Origin of the sequence: Methylophilus sp. TWE2, assembly GCF_001183865.1 — a bacterium.
GTDB lineage: Bacteria > Pseudomonadota > Gammaproteobacteria > Burkholderiales > Methylophilaceae > Methylophilus.
This window is the reverse complement of record NZ_CP012020.1, coordinates 938,013-955,254: the sequence shown is the minus strand read 5'-3', so window position 1 is coordinate 955,254 and position 17,242 is coordinate 938,013. Positions and strand designations below refer to the sequence as shown.

The following is a 17,242-nucleotide window of genomic DNA, read 5'->3' as shown; positions in this document are numbered from 1 at the left end:
GCAAACACTGCACCGATTTGGCCCAGGCTGCAACATACTGGCGTGTCGTGAAGAACATTTCAATCCTCTCATGCTAGACGCATTGAGGGTGACTTAATTCAAATAATTATTTTGGAAATTGGACATGACTTCTGACAGCAGAAATCGTGAATGGCAGAGCGTGACTCAGAATGCCTTTACTCAGGCATAATAAGCGGATGATTCTCATTAACCTTGATCATTGGCTCCAGCAAGTGCTCACAGTCTGGCAGTCGCTGTCAGCGCATGTGTGGCAGCAGGATGCTTTCCTGTTGCTGGTATGCGTCATTGCCTGCCTGCTGCTGTTCTTCACCGGTACCGTGATCGGACTGTTTTTTCAATCGCTATGGGGGATTTTTATTTCTAGCCGTCATTTGGACGAAGAGCAGAAATAGTCATTGCCTTGTGTTATTTGGAACCTGCCGCGATCAGCTGCTGCTGAATGGCCGCCAGTTCACCAGCGACGTCCGCCCCATAATCGTCATACTGGTGCCCGCCAGTCCGGGCATACCAGTAATGACTGTTCCAGGCATCGCCTTCAATTTTGTGCAGCACGGCATGAATCCAGTTCGCCGTGGTATCACTATAATCCTGGGCGATGTTGTGGGCAGCATCCCAATCACCAGCTTGCGCCAGCGTGACCGCTTGCAACAAATGGCTGGCGTTAGACATTCACCGGGTACTCAATAGTCCCCTTCTGGATAAACTCGATTTTATAACCATCAGGGTCTTCAATAAATGCGATGACAATGGTGCCATGCTTCATCGGTCCCGCTTCGCGCACCACTTTACCGCCTTTGGCTTTCACCAGTTCACAAGCTTTATAAGCATCATCCACCTCTATCGCCATGTGGCCATAGGCCGTGCCCATGTCATAAGCGGTTTTGCCGTAGTTATAAGTCAGTTCCAGCACGGTATTGTCATACTCATTGCCATAACCAACGAAGGCCAGCGTAAATTCGCCATCCGGGTAATCCTGGGTACGGATGAGTTTCATGCCAAGCACACCGGTATAAAAGTCAATCGATCGTTGCAAATCTCCTACGCGCAACATGGTATGTAACACTCGCATTATTCACTCCTTGATGATCTGAATTATTTTTTAATGATTGTTTTAATTATTTGTTTGCAGTGATCCGCTGATATTTTTCCATGAGTTCCGCTTGTGTTTCGCGCCGCTCCGGGTCGAGCGGAATGCAGCTGATCGGGCACACCTGCTGGCACTGTGGTTTATCGTAATGGCCGACGCACTCCGTACACAAATCCGGATTGATTTCATAAATTTCTGCGCCTTGCGAAATCGCCTCATTAGGGCAAACGGGCTCGCACACGTCGCAGTTAATACATTCATCTGTAATAAATAAAGCCATGACTCTTAGATGCGGATACGCTATAAGATTGCAACTGCTTAAGCCGCTGCGAGTTTTTGCTTGATCGCAGTTTCGACGCCGGGCGAGACAAACTGGTTCACACCCCCCCCCAGGCGGGCGACTTCACGCACCAGGCTGGATGAAATAAACATAAACTCTTCTGCCGGTGTCATAAATAAAGTTTCCAGCTTGGGGTACAGTTTGCGGTTCATGCCTGCCAGCTGGAACTCATACTCGAAGTCACTGGCTGCTCGCAGGCCACGAATCACCATCTGCGCGCCTTGTGCCTGCACAAACTGCATGAGCAGGCCATCAAAACCAACGACACGGATATTATCGCCATCAAATACCGACTGCGCCAATGCCACGCGCTCTTGCAGGCTGAACAAGGTTTGCTTACTGGTACTACCTGCCACCGCCACAATCACCTCGTCAAACAGGTTGGCGGCCCTGCGCACAATATCCTCATGCCCCATGGTGATCGGGTCAAACGTGCCCGGATACACTGCGATTCTGACTTTACTCATGCACCTTTACCCCGATATTTTTTAAGGTGTGTCTATTATTGCTTGCGCTGTTATGTTTGCTTGCTCTGGCCGCAACAGGTGATAGAACACCTGCCCTGCCTTGCCGGACTTGACCACTTGCCAGTCCGGGTCAGATTTTAACGCATATTCCGCTTCCACATATAGCACACCATCTTCAGTCAAGTGAGCCGACAGCAGTGGCAGCAATTTATCCAGCCATTGTTTATGGTAAGGCGGGTCGCAGAAAATCACATCATAACGTTGCCTGTTTTGTGTCAAAAACTGTAAGGCATCAGCCTGGCGCAGATCAGCTTGCGTTGCCCCTAGCAGGCGCTGATTTTGCAACAATGCCTGGAAAGGCGCTTTGGCCAGTTCCAGCATGGTCACTTGCCTGGCATTGCGTGACAAGGCCTCAAACCCCAGCGCTCCGGTCCCGGCAAATAAATCCAGGCATATCTTGCCGGTCATATCCTGCCCTAGCCAGTTGAACAGCGTCTGGCGGACCCGGTCAGCCGTCGGACGCAAGCCTTCTGCATCTGGAAACTTGAGTACCCGGCTACGCCAAATGCCGGCATTGAGGCGAACTTGATTCATGAATGGCGTTCAATCCAATTGTGGTGACAAAGCATGATTATAAGGGGCTTAACCTGATCAGTCATGTTGGCGAGACTGAGTGTACCAGTCCTTATGCTATGATTCACGCCAACAAGCAAAACAACTGGCAAAGGAAAACAATATGGAATTTTTATTTGGGTTTGGAATACTGGGCAGCCTGATTGCACTGGCACTGGGATTATTCTGGGTATGGATGCTGGTAGATTGCCTGGCTAATCAAAGCGAAGACAAACTGGTCTGGTTCCTGGTAATTTTCTTCCTTAACCTGTTGGGTGCGTTTTTATACTACCTGCTGGCACGCAAAAAACGCATCTCACCCTTGGCTTAAAATTAACACAACTGCCAAATAAAAGCCGACATTTTGTCGGCTTTTATTTCATTGCTGTGACTCTGCCCCCACAATCACGGTGGCAAAACGATCAGGATGGATGCGCCGCTTAAATGCATCATTGATCTGTGAGACTGTCACCTGTCCCACATGCTGGTTAAAATTATCCAGGTAGTCCAAAGGCAGCTTGTAAAAACCAATCATATTCAGGTATTCAAGAATCTTGCTGTTGCTATCAATGCGCAGCGGGAAACCACCTATCAGGTTATCCTTGGCAGCCGCGAGTTCTTTCTCGGTGACACCTTTTTCGACAAATGTCTGTACGGTTTCCATGACCAGCTTCAATGCCTCATCCGCCTGTTCTTTCTTGGTTTGCAAGCCAATCTGGAACGGACCTAACTGACTCATGGGCATAAAGTAACTATATACACTATAAGCGAGACCACGTTTCTCGCGCACCTCTTCTGTCAGGCGCGACACAAAACCACCGCCGCCCAGAATATAATTGCCTACATACAAGGGGAAAAAATCTGGATCACCGCGCATATTGCCAGGCTGGCCCAACAGAATATGTGCTTGCATGGCAGGGTGGGGGAATTTCTTGACACTGGACGCCTTCAGTTCTGTGACCGGTGGAATAGCCGCGACCGCAGGCCCTTGCGGCAAGCCTGCACTCAATCGCTCGGCAATCTGTTTGGCCTGGTCTGTGGTCAAATCCCCCATTAAGGCAATCACGGCTGACTTGGCCGTGTAATGCGTTTGGTAAAACTGTTGCAACTGGTCCACTGTCAGTGATTGCACGGTGGAGATTTCACCATTCTGGTCCATGCTATACGGATGCATGCCATACACAGACTGCATAAAGGCCTTTTGGGCAATGCTGTCCGGTTCGGTTTCAGCCTCCTGCAGAGCAGCAATGATACGTGCCTGTTCACGAGCCAGCACACTTTGTGGAAAATCGGGCTTGTGCAATACCAGCATAAAACTATCCAGGGCGGCCTGTTGTTCACTGGTTAATGTGCGCACTTTAAAGCTGGCACGGTCAGCATCAAAACTGCCCCCCAGCACAGCACCAATATCGGCAAATCGGTTGGTGAGGGTTTCCTCGTCCAGGCCACCTGCACCCAGCGTCATCAAGTGATGCGTCACCGCCGCCGCACCACTGGTTGCCAGCGTGTCATAAGCGCTACCGGCGCGGAAGTTAATACTGACATCCATCATGGGCAGTGAATGGTTCTCTACGAAATAGACTTCACTGCCCTCTGCTGTGGTCCAATGCTGGATATTGAGCGCAGCAAACACGCTCACGGCATAAAGCTGCAAGGTCATTGCCAGCAAAACTATTCTAAATAAAACAAATACGTTCATGTGATTCCTTGATTCACCTGCCTGCCAGGTGACTGCAAATAGTGATAACTACAAAAACAATATCAATGCTGATGCGGGCGACCAGCTGGTTTTTGGTTGGGGTCTATCGGTTGCGGATCGAGGGTGACCAAGGTCATCTGGTCCGGCACCAAGTACTTCTTCGCCACAGCCTGCACTTGCTCAGAGGTCACAGCCTGCACCCTGGCGGCGTTATTCTGCAACAGTGATAATGGATAACGCATGGTTTCCAATTGGCCGATCTGCATGCCCTGGTAAAACATCGAATCACGTTTATACACATCGGCCGCAATCACTGCTGCTTTCACTCTGTGTAATTCGGCAGCAGTCACGCCTTTGTTTTTAACGTCTTCAATCTGGGTCCAGATCGCTTTGACCAGATCCTCTTGCGAAACACCTTCACTCGGAGAGGCCGCCACTTCAAAGGTGGAAGTCTGGCCACGGTTGGTGCTGTCATAGCCTGTATCAATTTCGAGTGCAATCGCCTGCTCACGCACCAGTTTCTGGTTCAGGCGAGAAGCATCATTGCCACTGAGGATGCTGGATAAGACTTCCAGCGCATAAGGTTCCCAGTCCTGCTCACTATAAGCCTCTCCATTTTTCAATGCTGGCGTATGAAAGCCCATGACAAAATAAGGCAACTTGGCAGGCGCCTTGACAATGGCACGGCGCTCACCAATTTGTGCTGGCTCGACCTGTGGTTTACGTACTGGCAACGGCTTGGCTTTCAGTTGACCAAAGGTTTTTTCAGCGAGTGCAAACACCTCCTGCGCCTTGACGTCACCCACTACCACCACCGTTGCGTTATTTGGCGCATACCAGGTGCGGTACCATTCTCGCGCATCATCTGCCGTCATGTTTTCAAGGTCATTCATAAAACCGACCACCGGACGGCCATAGGGGTGCGCTCGGTAAACCGAAGACTCAAACTGCTCATTGACGCGCGATTGCGGCTTATCCTCTGTACGCCAGCGGCGTTCTTCTTTCACCACTTCAATTTCTTTTGCAAATTCGGCATCTGTAATCTGTAAGTTGACCATGCGGTCAGCCTCCAGTTTAAAAGACAGCGGCAACCTGGATTTTTCCAGCTGCTGGAAATAGCATGTGTAGTCTTTGCTTGTGAAGGCATTTTCCTTGCCACCTGCAGCGGCAATCTGCCGTGAGAACATGCCAGCGGGGAGCTTTTTGGTGCCTTTGAACATCATATGTTCAAGGACGTGTGCAACGCCTGTTTTACCATTCACTTCATCCAGCGAACCGGCACGATACCAAACCTGGGAAACGACCACAGGTGCACGGTGATCCTCCTGCACAATGACCTTCAGGCCATTTTTTAACGTTTTTTGTTCAATGTCAGCCTGCGCCAGCACCGCATGCGTGCTCATGTAAAGCGTGAGCAATCCAGCCAGGGAAACCGTTTTTTTCATGGGATACATTATCTCTCTGAGATCAATTAAAGAGTTGGGATTTGAAACCTTGTATGTGACTGATGCATCAATGACTAAGTTCGCGATTGCTTGAATGGACGACGTCCGCGCACTGTAAGCAAAAGCTTGCCGTGGCGGGAATCGTCGATTCGGCTTAAAATAACCATATTACCGAGTTTTCAGCCGCCATGTTTAATCCTTTTGCTAAAAAGTCCGATCCCGACACACCAGCCCCCGCAGAGTCTGCCAGCCTGAGCTGGACGCAACGCCTGAAAAATGGCTTGTCCAAAACCCGCCAACAGTTGGGCGGGCAACTGAGCGCACTGTTTGGGGGCGGGAAAATTAATGAAGATATTTATGAAGAGCTGGAAACCATCTTGCTTACTTCAGATGTTGGTGTAAATGCCACCCAGTATCTACTCGAACAATTGCGTAACCGTGTCAAGAAGCAGGATTTGCAAGACACCATCGCGCTCAAACAGGCCCTCAAAGACACCTTGCTCGAACTGCTGCAGCCACTGGAGTCGCCGCTGGATGTACGCGGTCACCAGCCTTACGTGATGATGATGGTGGGCGTGAACGGCGCAGGCAAAACCACCACCATAGGAAAACTGGCTAAATACCTGCAGGCACAGGGCCATAGTGTGCTGATTGCCGCGGGTGATACTTTCCGTGCAGCCGCCCGCGAGCAGTTGCAAGTCTGGGGTGAGCGAAACGATGTACATGTGATTGCCTCAGAAAGCGGTGATCCTGCTGCCGTTATTTACGATGCCGTGAACTCCGCCATCGCCAGGAAAATTGATGTGGTAATTGCGGATACGGCGGGCCGACTGCCTACGCAGTTACACCTGATGGATGAAATCAAGAAAGTACAACGCGTGATTGACAAGGCCTTGCCAGGAGCACCGCATGAAATCCTGCTGGTACTGGATGCCAATACGGGCCAGAACGCCGTCAACCAGCTCAAGGCCTTTCATGAAGCCCTGGGGGTCACCGGATTGGCACTTACCAAACTGGATGGCACAGCTAAAGGTGGCGTCATCGCCGCGATTGCCCACCTGAGCCAACAATCTGCAAGCAAAACGCCGGTACGTTTTGTTGGAGTAGGTGAAAGCATAGACGATTTACGTCCATTTAACGCCAATGATTTTGTTGATGCTTTAATTGATGACTAGATGGCTGTTCCTAAACGATGATCACTTTTAAAAATGTCAGCATGCGCTATCCCAATAGCGCGCATTTATTCCGCCAGGTCAGCTTTCATATAGACAAAGGCGATTTTGTACTGGTCACCGGCCATTCGGGGGCAGGCAAAAGTACCCTGCTCAAACTCATGGCCGGCATAGAGCCGCCATCCAGTGGCCATATCCTGATCAACGAACAAGACATCAGCCAGCTACACCCTAATGCTGTGCCCTATCTGCGCCGCCGTTTTGGCCTGGTGTTCCAAGACCACAAACTGCTCTACGACCGTAACAGCTTTGAAAATGTTGCCCTGCCGCTGAGCATACAGGGCATTACTGGTGAGGAGGCCGCGCGTCGTGTGCGTGCTGCATTGGATAAAGTAGGCCTGCTCAATAAAGAAAAAGCCATGCCGATCACGTTATCTGGTGGCGAACAACAGAGATTGGCGATTGCACGTGCCGTGGTCAGCCGCCCTTCGATTGTGATTGCTGACGAACCGACGGGCGGCCTGGACCAGGTCGCGTCCCTGGAAATCATGCAATTACTCAAAGCATTCAACGATGTCGGTGTCACTGTAGTGATCGCCATGCACGATGTTGCGCAGGTGAGCACCATCGCCTACCGCACTTTGCATATAGACCATCAAACCATCAGCGCCATGCCGGCACAAACGGCCATGTTATAACAGCCAGATTGAGGAGAGTAGCTGCATGAAAAACTGGCTTAACCAACACGCACTGGCCATAGACCTGGTCTTGCAACGACTGAAATCGCACTGGTTGAATACGCTCACCATCTGCATGGTGATCGGCATCACTGTCACCCTGCCCGGCTTGCTTTTTGTCGCGCTAGATAACTTGCAGGATATGTCCCGCTCAATTAAACAAGATGCGCAAATCAGCGCGTTTCTCAAGCCGTCCGTCAATGCCAACCTGATTCAACGCCTGATTAATGACGTCGAAGCATTGCCACAGGTTAAAGAAGTACGTTACGTGCCCAAAGAGGAAGCGATTAAACAGCTGGGCGCACAGTTCGTCCAAAAGGACCTGCTGGCAGATTTGCCGCAAAACCCTTTGCCGGATGCCTTGTTCATTACCTTGACCGATACCCAACCAGCCTCTGTCAAACCTGTTCAGGAATTACTGCAAAAACGCAGCGAGGTCGAAGAACTGGTCATCGACAGCGTCTGGATAGAGCGCCTGCATTCCATGCTCGTACTCGGTAAACGCATTGCCATTATCTTTGCCAGCCTGCTAGGTATTGCCATGATTACGGTGATCAGCAACACCGTACGCATGCAGGTGCTCACGCACGAGGCAGAAATTGAGGTTAGCCGACTGATAGGCGCCACGCACAGTTTTATCCGCCGGCCGTTTTTATATATGGGCGGGGCTTACGGGTTTGGAGGCGGTGTGATTGCGGTTGCCTTGCTGTTTGTGATTGTGTGGAATTTAAAGCAGCCGGTGCAGTTGTTGGCCAATAACTACCAAAGTAATTTTCAACTGGTGTTTCACCTGTTTAAAGTGGGTGGGCTAATGCTGGTGGCAACCACTGCCATCGGGTGGATTGCGGCGTTTATTGCGTTGACGCAGAAGCGATAGCAATCTCATTCGTTGATATAGCATCGGACGCAGAGAGAATCTAAAAGAATTTTTATACGTTGAAGTTACGAATTACGCAACATTTTCTTTCGCCTTTAGGCGACCATTCTTTCTTATGCTTGTCCATAAGAAAGAAGGCAAAGAACAAGACACCCTAGCTTCCGCTTGTTCCCTGCGTTGCTCAGTCTAGGACTTTCGTCCGTTGCTTTGCCGGACTTAGGACAAGCGCTCGCGAAACTCATCCTAGCGGCCTGCACAAATCGCAGGCCACCGCGGGATTCCGACAGCCGCTCGCTTCATCTTATTTTGACTGCGCTACTCGGCACGGCAGATAGGGGCCCACAAAACCACACGCTTGTCCTTTAGTGAAATTCTTTGCATTGCATCACGCTTGATCAAGGGTGGCACAAAAGAATTAACCAAACAGTTTATTGAATTTGAGTTATAAAAAAGTTTTCTAGCGCCCTGAATCTAAGATACCCAACCAAAGTTTCATCGTGGTGGGTTTGAACGGCCCCCTATCTGACGCGCCTAGTAGCGCAATCAGCGTGGGAGGTGTCGGCCAGCGGCTGTCTGAGTTCCGCGGTGGCTTGCGCAGTGTGCAGGCCGCTAGGGCGAGTTTCGATGGCCGCCCGAGCTGATGAGCAACGCAGGGAACAAGCGGAAGCTAGGGTGCACTTTCTTTTGGTTACTTTATCTTTGGGCAAGCAAAGAAAAGTAACTCGCCGAGGGGCGAAAAAGAAAGGTGGATATCAGAAGAAATATCTAAAATTACTCGCAGCAGTTTAAGTATCTGCCCTTAGATTGCATCCAAGTTGAAGTGTTGAACCCGCCTGGATTCCGGCCTACGCCGGAATAACCGCCTTGTTGCAGAGCACTTACTTTTGCAAAAAGAAGTCATTCCGCAGGCACAAAGTTCCTGTGTCGTATACTGCTACCCCTGTGTGAAAACAGCTAGCCAATTTCGCTCATCACTGCGAAACATAATTCGGCCCACTGCCCCCCTCTGGTGGCACCCAGGTAATATTCTGAGTAGGATCTTTAATATCACAGGTCTTGCAGTGAATGCAGTTTTGCGCATTGATTTGCAATACTTCCCTGCCTGCCTGCTCAATAAACTCATACACCCCAGCCGGGCAATAACGCTGCTCAGGCCCCGCATATTTCGGCAAGTTCACGCGTTCCGGTATATCAGCCACCGACAGTTTCAAGTGGCAAGGTTGCTGGTCATCATGACCAATATTGCACAAACTGACCGAACTGAGTTTATCAAACGTGAGCACGCCATCCGGCTTGGCATAGTTGGGCTGGCGGCTTTGCTTGGCCTCAGCCAGCGTCGCATGGTCTGCGCTGATATGCTTGAGCGTCCAGGGCATGGTCAAACCCCAACCGGACAGCCACATTTCGATGCCACCCAATACAGTGCCTACCCAGGTGCCGTAGCGTGATAAATAAGGTTTCACATTGCGTACTGCAGTCAAATCCTGCCAGATCCAGGAGGCGCGCAACTTTTTCGGATAACTGGTCAGCAGCTCAGGCGCACCCTGCTGGATGGCTTCAAACACGGACTCTGCCGCCAGCATGCCGGATTTCATGGCGTAATGCGTGCCCTTGATTTTAGGCACATTAACCAGGCCTGCACTGCAGCCTAGCAATGCGCCACCAGGGAAGGCCATTTCAGGCAGTGACTGTATGCCGCCCTCAGAAATCGCACGGGCACCGTAACTGATACGCTGACCGCCTTCAAGCAAGGCTTTTAATTTAGGGTGTGTTTTATAGGTCTGGAAGGTATCAAACAGAGAAAGATAAGGATTGCTGTAATCCAGGTGCACGACATAGCCGACAGAGACCAGGTTTTCACCGTGGTGATAAATAAAGCCACCGCCACCAGTATTGGCATCCAGTGGCCAGCCCAGGGTATGTTCAATCAGGCCTTTCTGGTGATTTTCCGGTTTGACGCGCCAGATTTCCTTAAAGCCCAAACCATACTTGGCAGGGCTGGAGGTTGCGCGCAGGCCATACCTGGCTTCCAGCTGTTTGGTCAACGAACCGCGGGTACCCTCGGCCACCAGCGTATACTTGGCACGGATTTCGATGCCTGGCGTGTAATTGGCGGTGGGATTACCCTGCTTGTCCAGGCCCATGTCGCCGGTGATCACGCCCATCATGCGGCCCTGCTCATCGTAGCTGGGGGATTGCGCAGCAAACCCGGTATAAATTTCTACACCCAGCTCTTCAGCCTTACCAGCCAGCCAGCGGCAGACCTCGCCCAGGCTGATGATGTAATTGCCGTGGTTGCGCATCAGCGGGGGCAACGACCATTCCGGCATGGCCCAGTCTTTTTCTTCGCCCAACACCACAAATGTATCTTGATTGACGGGCGTGTTGAGCGGGGCGCCCAAGGCCTGCCAGTCAGGAAACAACTCCTGCAAGGCTTTGGGGTCCAGCACGGCGCCAGAGAAAATATGGCTGCCGACTTCGGCGCCTTTTTCCAATACGCAGACATTCAACTCCTGGCCTTGCGCCTGGGCCAGTTGTTTTAAACGGATGGCTGCAGACAAGCCCGCCGGGCCTGCCCCCACCACCAACACATCATATTCCATGACATCTCTGTCCATACTTGCTCCTTCGTCAGACAATCGCCGGGATATCGATCAGGTCGCTACGCGTCGCCCCTTGGGTGAACGCCTGGCAAAACGCCAGGAACTGCCGAATGCCACCGGTCTGATATTTTTGCCTGTGCCATAAAAAATAAAAATTGCGGTGAAACTGCAAACTGTGGTTCTCAATCGGCACTAGGCTGCCGCGCCTGAATGCGTCCTTGAGGGCCAGCCGCGAAATGCAGCCGATGCCAAGGCCAGACTCCACCGCGCGCTTGATCGCCTCGGTGTGCTCCAGCTCCAGCGTAATATTGAGCCGTGAATAATCCTGCTTGAAGGCACGGTCAAATGTCTCGCGCGTGCCTGACCCTTTCTCGCGGACGATCCAGGGTTGCAGCAATAAATCTGACTTGTGAATGGTTTTGCCGGTTTGCGCCAGTTGTGCCAACGGGTGGGTGGGCGCCGCGAAAATCACCAGTTCATCCGCAATCCACGGGGCGACCGCAATTTCAGGGTGATTACACTCACCCTCAATCATGCCCAAATCAAGGGTATGGTTGGCAATCTGCTCGACAATGGTCCGAGTATTTTGCACCTGCAATTGGATATGGCTTTGCGGATATTGCTGCAAAAATTTGGCGACCAGCAACGTCACCAGGTAATTACCTACTGTCAATGTGGCACCGATTTTAAGGTTGCCATAACCCTGCTGGCCCTGCAACATGCGCTCGATTTCGCGTGCGCGGTCCAACAACTCAACTGCTTTAGGCAACAGTTGCTGACCACTTTCATTAATCCGCAACGACTTGCCCACCCGGTCAAATAAACGAATATCGAATTGTTTTTCCAGTTCAATCAAAGCGGTACTAGCAGCGGATTGTGACAAAGCAAGCTGGTCGCAGGCACGGGACACACTGCCGGTACGGCTGATCGCCACGAAAATTTCCAGTTGCCTGAGCGTGTATTTCATTGATGAGGGGAATTTACACGGCATTTGAGCCGCATCAAAATCAATCTACAAAATAGATATATATTATTATAATAATCAATTTAATAAATATTACAAACTGGCTTAAAATGGCGGGTTACGAATAAAACCTCCAACAAAGGCAAACGTTTTATGAAAGCACTGGTAGCGATCAAACGGGTCGTTGATTATAACATTCAAGTTCGCGTCAAAGCGGATGGTTCAGATGTAGATATTGATGGCGTCAAAATGGGCGTGAATCCATTTGACGAAAATGCGATTGAAGAAGCAATTCGACTCAAGGAAAAAGGCATTGTCACTGAAATCGTTGCCGTGACCATAGGCAACGCTGCCAACCAGGACATTCTGCGTCACGCTCTGGCCATGGGTGCTGACCGCGCCATGCTGGTAGAAACCAATGAAAACTTGCATTCTTTGGGCGTCGCCAAAGTATTGAAAGCCGTTGTTGAGCGCGAGCAACCTACGCTGATTTTGCTGGGCAAGCAAGCGATTGACGATGACGCTGGCCAGACCGGCCAGATGCTGGCAGCCTTGCTGAAGCTGCCACAAGCGACCTACGCTTCGCAAATCACCATTGAAGGCAACCAGGCGACCGTGGTCCGCGAAATTGATGGCGGAACAGAAACACTGGCAATCAACCTGCCAGCCGTGATTACTGCAGATTTGCGCTTGAACGAGCCACGCTATGTCAAATTGCCTAACCTGATGATGGCCAGAAAAAAACCGCTGGAAAATGTCGCGCTGGACACCTTGGGTGTTGCGCTGTCCCACAACGTGAAACAACTCAAAGTGGCTACGCCGCCTGCCCGACCTGCCGGTGTCATGGTGAAAGATGTAAATGAGTTATTGAGCAAATTGCGTACGCATGAGGGGATCGTTGCATGAGAACACTGATTATTGCCGAACACGACGGCCAGCATTTGAACGAACAATTCGCACGCGCGGTGACGGCTGCACAGTTATGGCAGCAACCGGTAGACGTGCTGATTGCCGCCGCCCAGGCTGACGCTTTGGCCGCACAGGCTGCAAGCTTGCAAGGCGTGAGCAATGTGCTGGTCGCCAGCGATGCCGCCTTGCAACACCCAACCGCAGAACACCTGGCTGAAATCATTGTGCCGCTAGCTGCGAACTATACTGTCGTACTGGCCGCGCATAGCGCTTTCAGCAAAAACATATTGCCACGCGTGGCTGCCTTGCTGGATGTGAACATGATTTCTGACGTGTTGCAGATCGTCAGCGCCAACACCTATGTACGTGGCATCTACGCGGGCAACGTGCTGGCGACTGTACAAAGCAGCGACAGCAAACAGGTACTGACCGTCCGTGGCAGCAAATTTGCGGCGGCAGCCAAAGACGGCACTGCCGAGATTAAAGCCGTTGCAACGCCTGCTGCGCCAGCCGGTAGCCGCTGGGTGTCTGAAGCCTTTAACAAATCCGAGCGTCCACCCCTGTCTGCCGCAAAAGTGGTGGTCTCCGGTGGTCGCGCACTGGGCAGCGCCGAAGCATTTAAAGACGTGTTGGCACCATTGGCCGACAAACTGCATGCTGCCATTGGCGCCAGCCGGGCCGCTGTGGATGCTGGTTATGCTCCAAATGACTTGCAAGTCGGTCAAACCGGGGTGGTTGTGGCACCAGAGCTGTATATCGCGGTCGGTATTTCCGGCGCCATCCAGCATGCCTATGGCATGAAGGACAGCAAAGTGGTGGTCGCGATTAACCAGGATCCGGAAGCACAGATTTTCAAGATTGCCGACTACGGCCTGGTGGCCGACTTGTTTGAAGCCGTGCCGCAATTGACAGCTGCGTTATAATTGAACGTTGACCGATTAACTTTTTGAATTCAGAAACCTGTTCATCTCATGAGTAAAAAATATTCCACCGAAACAGTGTTGAGCGTGCATCACTGGAATGACACGCTGTTCAGTTTCAAAACCACCCGTGATCCTGGCCTGCGCTTTGAAAACGGCCAGTTTGTGATGATAGGCTTGGAAGTAGACGGCCTGCCATTGACCCGTGCTTACAGTATTGCCAGCCCAAACTATGAAGAACACCTGGAGTTTTTCAGTATCAAGGTGCCGAATGGCCCGCTGACCTCACGCCTGCAACACTTGAAAGTAGGCGATCCATTGTTAGTCAGCCGCAAACCGACTGGCACGCTGATTACCTCTGACCTCAAGCCAGGTAAAAACCTGTATTTCTTCTCTACCGGCACTGGCCTGGCGCCGTTCATGAGCCTGATCCAGGACATCGAAGTGTACGACCGTTTTGAAAAAGTCATCCTGATTCACGGCGTGCGTTACGTCAATGAACTGGCCTACGAAGACTTCATTACCAAAGACTTGCCGAATAACGAATTTTTTGGCGAAGAAGTACGCAACAAACTGATTTACTACCCCACTGTGACCCGCGAGCCGTTCAAAAACATGGGGCGCCTGACAGACCTGGTGGAAAGCGGCAAACTGTTTACCGATATCGGTCTGCCGCCACTGAATCCGGAAACAGACCGCGCCATGATTTGCGGCAGCCCGGCCATGTTGGTCGACACGGCCGCCATGCTGGACAAACGTGGTTTCAAAGTTTCGCCACGCATTGGCGAACTGGGTGACTATGTGATTGAAAAAGCATTTGTCGAGAAATAATCACATCTTTCGCTGGCTGTCATGATGAAACTATCGCCGTGACAGCCATCGTCCAACTCACCTTCAAAACGGCAAACCTACTTGATTTGCCTGCCTTAGCCGGAATACTTGCTGCATTATTTCTCAGGAATACGATTCACAGACAATGATGACGCGCCCCTGCTTTAGCAGAAACATGTCTTCCAGACATGGAATATGCAATCTTGTCGGTTATTGATCTAGTTTACCGTTTGGCATCCTTCATGCCGATAGCCACCAGTATCGCCAGCACAAAAACCACCGACAGCAATAAAAAGCCCTGTGCATAGGCCTGGAATACCCCAGGGGCAACCGTACCCCATATCTGCTCACGCCATTCCATAAACACCGCCATCAAAGTCACGCCGACGACACCACCCAATTGCCGCGCATAGCTGACCACCACGGATGACTGCCCAAGGTGTTGTGGTTCCATTTCGTGCAAGGTCGCAAGGTTTAACGCAGGCAAGATGAGGCCCAATCCAATGCGCCCAACCACTGTCGCCGCAACAATTTCCCAGTATTGCACCCGCGTTGCCACCACGACAAAGACTAAAAACGAGGCACCGAATATGGCCAGGCCCGCCAGGGTAATGCGTCGGGGAGAGAATTTGTCTGCCATACGGCCTGCCAGCGGAATGGTCAGCACCAAGGCGATACCTGAAGGCAATAGCAGCAAACCGGCATCGGTCGCGCTAAAAGCCATAGCATTTTGTAAAAATACAGGGATCAGGTAGGTGGAGGCAAACAGGCCAAACCCATAGGCAAAAGCGACAAACGTACCCCGGCTGAACGTGGGCCTGGAAAACAGGTGCAATTGAATAATGGCATGCGGCAACCGATGTGCATGGCGGATATAACAGATTAGCGAGACAACCGTCAGTAGGCCGTAACCCCAAGTCCAGATGGCGACCACGCCACTATGATGCAAGCTGGACACGAATTCGATCAGCCCTATCGTTGCCGCAGACAACCAGCCTAATCCAGGCCAGTCAAACAGCGGCACCCGTTTTGGACGCGGGGCTGGCAACCAGACCTGCGCACTGACAAGCGCCAGCAAGGCAAATGGCACACCCAGTAAAAAAATCGCATGCCAGCCAAACTGGTCGAGCAACCAGCCACTGATGGAAGGTGCGATGGCAGGCGTAAACGCAATACCAACAATCAGGATGCCGGAGGCGCGCCCCTGGATATGAGGCGGAAATAAACGCATCAAGGCCATGATACCCAATGGCTGTAACACCCCCGCAGCCACGCCCTGCAACAATCTCGCAATCACTACCTGTACAAAAGTCTGCGCATAAAATCCGGCGACGCTGGCAGCAATCAGCAACCACAGCGCGACCATAAATATGCGACGCAAGCCATAGCGTTCAAGCCACCACGCGGCTGGCAACATGCCTATGGTCATCGCCGCCAGAAAAGCCGTCATCGCCCATTGCACATGGTCTTGTCCCAGATGAAAAGCATGTGTCAACGCAGGTACGGCCACATTAAAGCTAGACGTACAAAGCACCCCCGCAATCGTTCCCAAACCGACAATCAGCAACACCATCCATTTATAGCGTTCGCCATAACGCTGATTCAGGACTTCAAAAGTGAGTGCTTGTGTTTGCAGGAGCATATATTCAAAAAGTTTTATATATCAGGAGACTAGGGCCTGCATCTTTTGCAGGGTCACTCGTTGAGACCCCGCAAAAAAAGCAGGGTTCTAGTCCAATCATTTTTGCCTGACATTAAAACAGAACAAACATCCAATCTCAACCAATTGATTTTTATAAACAATCTTCCAAGTGCATCTGCCTTTGCAAACTGGCATTGTTATTGCAAAAAGTCATTTATTTAAACGAGGAGCGAATGTGAAACGTTGGATGTTATATACCTGCCTGGTTTTCTTGACCCAATCCGCCTTGGCAGATGAAATTCTGGATAGTGAACTGGCCAGCCTGCAACATGCCTGGGCAAAAGCCACTTACCAAACCCCTAAAGACCAGCAAGAGACGGCTTTCAAAGCACTCACGGAACAAGCTCATCAACTGTCAGCAAAAAATCCCGAAGCCAGTGAAGCCATGATTTGGGAGGCGATTGTACTGAGTGGATACGCAAAAAGCATGGGGCCATTACACCCGATGAATGCCCTTAAAGCCGCGGAGCAAGCGCGCGACTTGTTGCTGGCAAGTATTAAAAGCAATCCGCAAGCATTAAATGGGTCGGCTTATACCACACTGGGGTCACTCTATTTCCGCGTGCCTGGTTGGCCCATAGGCTTTGGCGACAAGAAAAAAGGCCGAGAATATCTTGAGAAAGCCCTACAACTGAACCCGAATGGTATAGACAGCAATTATTTCTATGCTGACTTTTTGCGTGCCCAGGGCGATTACAGCCAGGCCGTGACCTACTACCAGAAAGCGTTGCAGGCACCCGCACGACCAGGCCGTGAAGATGCAGATTCTGGACGTAAACAAGAAGTAGAAGAAGGGTTAAAACTGGCTCAAAGCAAGTTGAAATAAATGAAAGTCAGTTTGCGGCATCTCCTGATT

General features: G+C 51.1%; 19 protein-coding genes. 9 read left to right on the top strand and 10 right to left on the bottom strand.

What is annotated here, in order from left to right; all coding sequences use genetic code 11:
• Positions 1 to 197 precede the first annotated feature (197 nt).
• Positions 198 to 413 (top strand): hypothetical protein, encoded by a 216-nt coding sequence (locus tag ACJ67_RS04580; RefSeq protein WP_049638067.1) that lies wholly within the window; start codon positions 198 to 200, stop codon positions 411 to 413.
• Between the two features lie 13 nt (positions 414 to 426).
• Here ACJ67_RS04580 and ACJ67_RS04575 read toward each other — a convergent pair whose 3' ends face one another.
• The 5 genes from ACJ67_RS04575 to rsmD are packed head-to-tail and all read right to left on the bottom strand — an operon-like array spanning position 427 to position 2,509.
• Positions 427 to 690, bottom strand: a complete 264-nt coding sequence (locus ACJ67_RS04575) for a hypothetical protein (RefSeq protein WP_049638066.1) — start codon at positions 688 to 690, stop codon at positions 427 to 429.
• Positions 683 to 1,090 (bottom strand): lactoylglutathione lyase, encoded by a 408-nt coding sequence (gloA, locus tag ACJ67_RS04570; RefSeq protein WP_018985896.1) that lies wholly within the window; start codon positions 1,088 to 1,090, stop codon positions 683 to 685. Before gloA ends, ACJ67_RS04575 begins: the two co-directional genes overlap by 8 nt.
• 46 nt (positions 1,091 to 1,136) lie before the next feature.
• On the bottom strand, positions 1,137 to 1,388 hold the full coding sequence (locus ACJ67_RS04565) for a YfhL family 4Fe-4S dicluster ferredoxin (protein WP_049638065.1): 252 nt from the start codon (positions 1,386 to 1,388) through the stop codon (positions 1,137 to 1,139).
• A gap of 38 nt (positions 1,389 to 1,426) precedes the next feature.
• On the bottom strand, positions 1,427 to 1,915 hold the full coding sequence (coaD, locus tag ACJ67_RS04560; protein WP_049638064.1) for a pantetheine-phosphate adenylyltransferase: 489 nt from the start codon (positions 1,913 to 1,915) through the stop codon (positions 1,427 to 1,429).
• 21 nt (positions 1,916 to 1,936) lie between these two features.
• Positions 1,937 to 2,509, bottom strand: a complete 573-nt coding sequence (rsmD, locus tag ACJ67_RS04555; RefSeq protein ID WP_049638063.1) for a 16S rRNA (guanine(966)-N(2))-methyltransferase RsmD — start codon at positions 2,507 to 2,509, stop codon at positions 1,937 to 1,939.
• A gap of 142 nt (positions 2,510 to 2,651) precedes the next feature.
• Between rsmD and ACJ67_RS04550 the strand changes: the two genes are divergently transcribed.
• Positions 2,652 to 2,858 (top strand): PLDc N-terminal domain-containing protein, encoded by a 207-nt coding sequence (locus ACJ67_RS04550; protein ID WP_018985900.1) that lies wholly within the window; start codon positions 2,652 to 2,654, stop codon positions 2,856 to 2,858.
• Positions 2,859 to 2,906: 48 nt separating this feature from the next.
• Here ACJ67_RS04550 and ACJ67_RS04545 read toward each other — a convergent pair whose 3' ends face one another.
• A complete protein-coding gene (locus tag ACJ67_RS04545; protein ID WP_049638062.1) occupies positions 2,907 to 4,226 on the bottom strand; it encodes a pitrilysin family protein in 1,320 nt (439 codons plus the stop codon).
• Positions 4,227 to 4,288: 62 nt separating this feature from the next.
• Positions 4,289 to 5,671, bottom strand: a complete 1,383-nt coding sequence (locus tag ACJ67_RS04540; RefSeq protein ID WP_049639771.1) for a pitrilysin family protein — start codon at positions 5,669 to 5,671, stop codon at positions 4,289 to 4,291.
• Between the two features lie 188 nt (positions 5,672 to 5,859).
• Between ACJ67_RS04540 and ftsY the strand changes: the two genes are divergently transcribed.
• Genes ftsY through ftsX form a run of 3 tightly spaced genes read left to right on the top strand, consistent with a single transcriptional unit; the run spans position 5,860 to position 8,457 of the window.
• Positions 5,860 to 6,846, top strand: coding sequence for a signal recognition particle-docking protein FtsY (gene ftsY, locus ACJ67_RS04535; RefSeq protein ID WP_049638061.1), 987 nt, complete (start codon positions 5,860 to 5,862; stop codon positions 6,844 to 6,846).
• Between the two features lie 17 nt (positions 6,847 to 6,863).
• On the top strand, positions 6,864 to 7,541 hold the full coding sequence (ftsE, locus tag ACJ67_RS04530) for a cell division ATP-binding protein FtsE (protein WP_049638060.1): 678 nt from the start codon (positions 6,864 to 6,866) through the stop codon (positions 7,539 to 7,541).
• Between the two features lie 25 nt (positions 7,542 to 7,566).
• Positions 7,567 to 8,457, top strand: coding sequence for a permease-like cell division protein FtsX (ftsX, locus tag ACJ67_RS04525; protein ID WP_049638059.1), 891 nt, complete (start codon positions 7,567 to 7,569; stop codon positions 8,455 to 8,457).
• A 971-nt stretch (positions 8,458 to 9,428) separates the two neighbouring features.
• Here ftsX and ACJ67_RS04520 read toward each other — a convergent pair.
• Together ACJ67_RS04520 and ACJ67_RS04515 are read right to left on the bottom strand one after the other, a co-directional pair.
• Positions 9,429 to 11,075 (bottom strand): electron transfer flavoprotein-ubiquinone oxidoreductase, encoded by a 1,647-nt coding sequence (locus tag ACJ67_RS04520; RefSeq protein WP_049638058.1) that lies wholly within the window; start codon positions 11,073 to 11,075, stop codon positions 9,429 to 9,431.
• Positions 11,076 to 11,088: 13 nt separating this feature from the next.
• Positions 11,089 to 12,027, bottom strand: coding sequence for a LysR family transcriptional regulator (locus ACJ67_RS04515; RefSeq protein WP_049638057.1), 939 nt, complete (start codon positions 12,025 to 12,027; stop codon positions 11,089 to 11,091).
• 150 nt (positions 12,028 to 12,177) lie between these two features.
• On the opposite strand from ACJ67_RS04515, the gene ACJ67_RS04510 reads away from it, so the two are divergent.
• From ACJ67_RS04510 to ACJ67_RS04500, 3 genes are read left to right on the top strand one after another with little or no spacing between them, the layout of a single operon-like run.
• Complete coding sequence (locus ACJ67_RS04510; RefSeq protein WP_049638056.1) at positions 12,178 to 12,930, top strand: electron transfer flavoprotein subunit beta/FixA family protein; 753 nt, start codon at positions 12,178 to 12,180, stop codon at positions 12,928 to 12,930.
• Positions 12,927 to 13,856, top strand: coding sequence for an electron transfer flavoprotein subunit alpha/FixB family protein (locus ACJ67_RS04505; RefSeq protein WP_049638055.1), 930 nt, complete (start codon positions 12,927 to 12,929; stop codon positions 13,854 to 13,856). Before ACJ67_RS04510 ends, ACJ67_RS04505 begins: the two co-directional genes overlap by 4 nt.
• A gap of 48 nt (positions 13,857 to 13,904) precedes the next feature.
• Positions 13,905 to 14,684, top strand: coding sequence for a ferredoxin--NADP reductase (locus ACJ67_RS04500; RefSeq protein ID WP_049638054.1), 780 nt, complete (start codon positions 13,905 to 13,907; stop codon positions 14,682 to 14,684).
• Positions 14,685 to 14,907: 223 nt separating this feature from the next.
• On the opposite strand, the gene ACJ67_RS04495 is transcribed toward ACJ67_RS04500, so the two are convergent.
• Positions 14,908 to 16,326 (bottom strand): MFS transporter, encoded by a 1,419-nt coding sequence (locus tag ACJ67_RS04495; protein ID WP_049638053.1) that lies wholly within the window; start codon positions 16,324 to 16,326, stop codon positions 14,908 to 14,910.
• 235 nt (positions 16,327 to 16,561) lie between these two features.
• Between ACJ67_RS04495 and ACJ67_RS04490 the strand changes: the two genes are divergently transcribed.
• On the top strand, positions 16,562 to 17,212 hold the full coding sequence (locus ACJ67_RS04490; RefSeq protein WP_053092911.1) for a tetratricopeptide repeat protein: 651 nt from the start codon (positions 16,562 to 16,564) through the stop codon (positions 17,210 to 17,212).
• Positions 17,213 to 17,242: the final 30 nt, after the last annotated feature.

Coding starts and splice junctions, on each gene's coding strand:
- ftsE (WP_049638060.1), top strand. CDS start 6,864: ATGATCACTTTTAAAAATGTCAGCATGCGCTATCCCAATAGCGCGCAT.
- ACJ67_RS04545 (WP_049638062.1), bottom strand. CDS start 4,226: ATGAACGTATTTGTTTTATTTAGAATAGTTTTGCTGGCAATGACCTTG.
- ACJ67_RS04500 (WP_049638054.1), top strand. CDS start 13,905: ATGAGTAAAAAATATTCCACCGAAACAGTGTTGAGCGTGCATCACTGG.
- rsmD (WP_049638063.1), bottom strand. CDS start 2,509: ATGAATCAAGTTCGCCTCAATGCCGGCATTTGGCGTAGCCGGGTACTC.
- ACJ67_RS04565 (WP_049638065.1), bottom strand. CDS start 1,388: ATGGCTTTATTTATTACAGATGAATGTATTAACTGCGACGTGTGCGAG.
- ftsY (WP_049638061.1), top strand. CDS start 5,860: ATGTTTAATCCTTTTGCTAAAAAGTCCGATCCCGACACACCAGCCCCC.
- ACJ67_RS04505 (WP_049638055.1), top strand. CDS start 12,927: ATGAGAACACTGATTATTGCCGAACACGACGGCCAGCATTTGAACGAA.
- gloA (WP_018985896.1), bottom strand. CDS start 1,090: ATGCGAGTGTTACATACCATGTTGCGCGTAGGAGATTTGCAACGATCG.
- ACJ67_RS04515 (WP_049638057.1), bottom strand. CDS start 12,027: ATGAAATACACGCTCAGGCAACTGGAAATTTTCGTGGCGATCAGCCGT.
- ACJ67_RS04580 (WP_049638067.1), top strand. CDS start 198: ATGATTCTCATTAACCTTGATCATTGGCTCCAGCAAGTGCTCACAGTC.
- ftsX (WP_049638059.1), top strand. CDS start 7,567: ATGAAAAACTGGCTTAACCAACACGCACTGGCCATAGACCTGGTCTTG.
- ACJ67_RS04520 (WP_049638058.1), bottom strand. CDS start 11,075: ATGGACAGAGATGTCATGGAATATGATGTGTTGGTGGTGGGGGCAGGC.
- ACJ67_RS04510 (WP_049638056.1), top strand. CDS start 12,178: ATGAAAGCACTGGTAGCGATCAAACGGGTCGTTGATTATAACATTCAA.
- ACJ67_RS04540 (WP_049639771.1), bottom strand. CDS start 5,671: ATGAAAAAAACGGTTTCCCTGGCTGGATTGCTCACGCTTTACATGAGC.
- ACJ67_RS04550 (WP_018985900.1), top strand. CDS start 2,652: ATGGAATTTTTATTTGGGTTTGGAATACTGGGCAGCCTGATTGCACTG.
- coaD (WP_049638064.1), bottom strand. CDS start 1,915: ATGAGTAAAGTCAGAATCGCAGTGTATCCGGGCACGTTTGACCCGATC.
- ACJ67_RS04495 (WP_049638053.1), bottom strand. CDS start 16,326: ATGCTCCTGCAAACACAAGCACTCACTTTTGAAGTCCTGAATCAGCGT.
- ACJ67_RS04575 (WP_049638066.1), bottom strand. CDS start 690: ATGTCTAACGCCAGCCATTTGTTGCAAGCGGTCACGCTGGCGCAAGCT.